The sequence below is a fragment of the Ideonella sp. P3_A4 genome (genome assembly GCF_056403075.1).
On the sequence record NZ_JBFUGE010001103.1, the window covers coordinates 1 to 1,215 of the forward strand.

Genomic DNA, 1,215 nt, shown 5'->3' on the forward strand with positions numbered 1-1,215 from the left:
GCTCCGGATAGCGGCCCATGTAGATGATCCAGCGGCCCGGCAGCTCGCGCCGGCTGTCGACCCAGCTGCCTGCCGGCACGCCGGCCTGCGACAGCTCGCGCAGCGCGGCGGTGGCGGCGCTGTCGCTCAGCGGGCCAGCCTCCAGGCACAGTGGCGAGGTCGTTGCTGGCGTGGGTGTCCCTGGTGCGGCAGAAGTGCCGCTGGTCGATGTGGTGGGGCCGGCGGCCGGCTCGGCGCCGGTCAACGGCACGCCGGCCGGCGTCAGCAGCTGGATCACTTCAGGATGGATCTGCTGTTGCAGGCGTTGCGGTTCACGACCCGGTTCGCCGCCAGGCAGGCCCAGCATCTGAGCGACCGGTGGGAAGTGCCAGCCCCAGAACACCAGGTTGGCCACCAGCAGTGCGGCGACCAGCAGGCGCAGCATCGGGTTCGGGGCGGCCCGTTCAGGCCCGCGGCTCGGCCGCAGGGGCCGGGCGCACGCTGACTTCACCGCTGAGGATGCGGTGGACTTGGCCTTCGGGGTCGCGTACGCGCAACGCGCCGTCGGCATCGACACCCACCGCGTCGCCGCGCGGGCAGGCCGGGTCGGTGGTGACAACTGGGCCGTTACGCAGCAGGTCGCGTTCGGCGTAGGCTGCTTCGAAGCCGGCAAAACCCTCGCGCTCGAAGCGCAGCAGCGCGCGCGCCAGTGCCGGCATCAGCGCGACCAGCGCTGACGCGGGGGTCAACTGCGGGTTGATCTCGCTCAGGCTGGCCGCCACTTCAGCCACATGCACTGGCTGCACATTCAGGCCGATGCCGATCACCGCCATCCGGTGGTCGCCCAGGCCGATGGCTTCGATCAGGATGCCGCCGAGCTTGCGGCCGATCGCCGGGGACGACGGGCCGCTTTCTCCTGTTTGGCGCAGCCACAGGTCGTTGGGCCACTTGAGGCCGATGTGTTGCCCGCTCGGGTCCAGCGATTCGGCCAGCGCAACACCGACCGCCAGCGACAGGCCGGACCAGTCGGCTCGCTCCAGCGCCAGGCTGAGCGAGAAGGTCAGCGACGCGCCGGCGCTGGACTGCCAGGTGCGGCCCAGGCGCCCGCGGCCCTGGGTCTGATCGATTGCGATCAGCAGCGTCGGGCGCAGATCGTCGGCTCGCAGGCCGCGGCCGTGCGAATCACGGGCGCCGCGTGACGCGTCGCGCAGGCGGTCGACCAGCGCGCCGTTGGTG

Annotated in this window: 1 protein-coding gene and 1 pseudogene; both read right to left on the reverse strand. The window is 71.9% G+C overall.

Going from position 1 to position 1,215, the window contains the following annotated elements:
• A pseudogene (locus tag AC1DYI_RS36205) lies at positions 1–424 on the reverse strand (hypothetical protein); the annotation flags it as partial.
• A 19-nt stretch (positions 425–443) separates the two neighbouring features.
• On the reverse strand, positions 444–1,215 hold a 772-nt coding region (locus tag AC1DYI_RS36210; RefSeq protein ID WP_477208914.1), incomplete at its 5' end, for a biotin--[acetyl-CoA-carboxylase] ligase.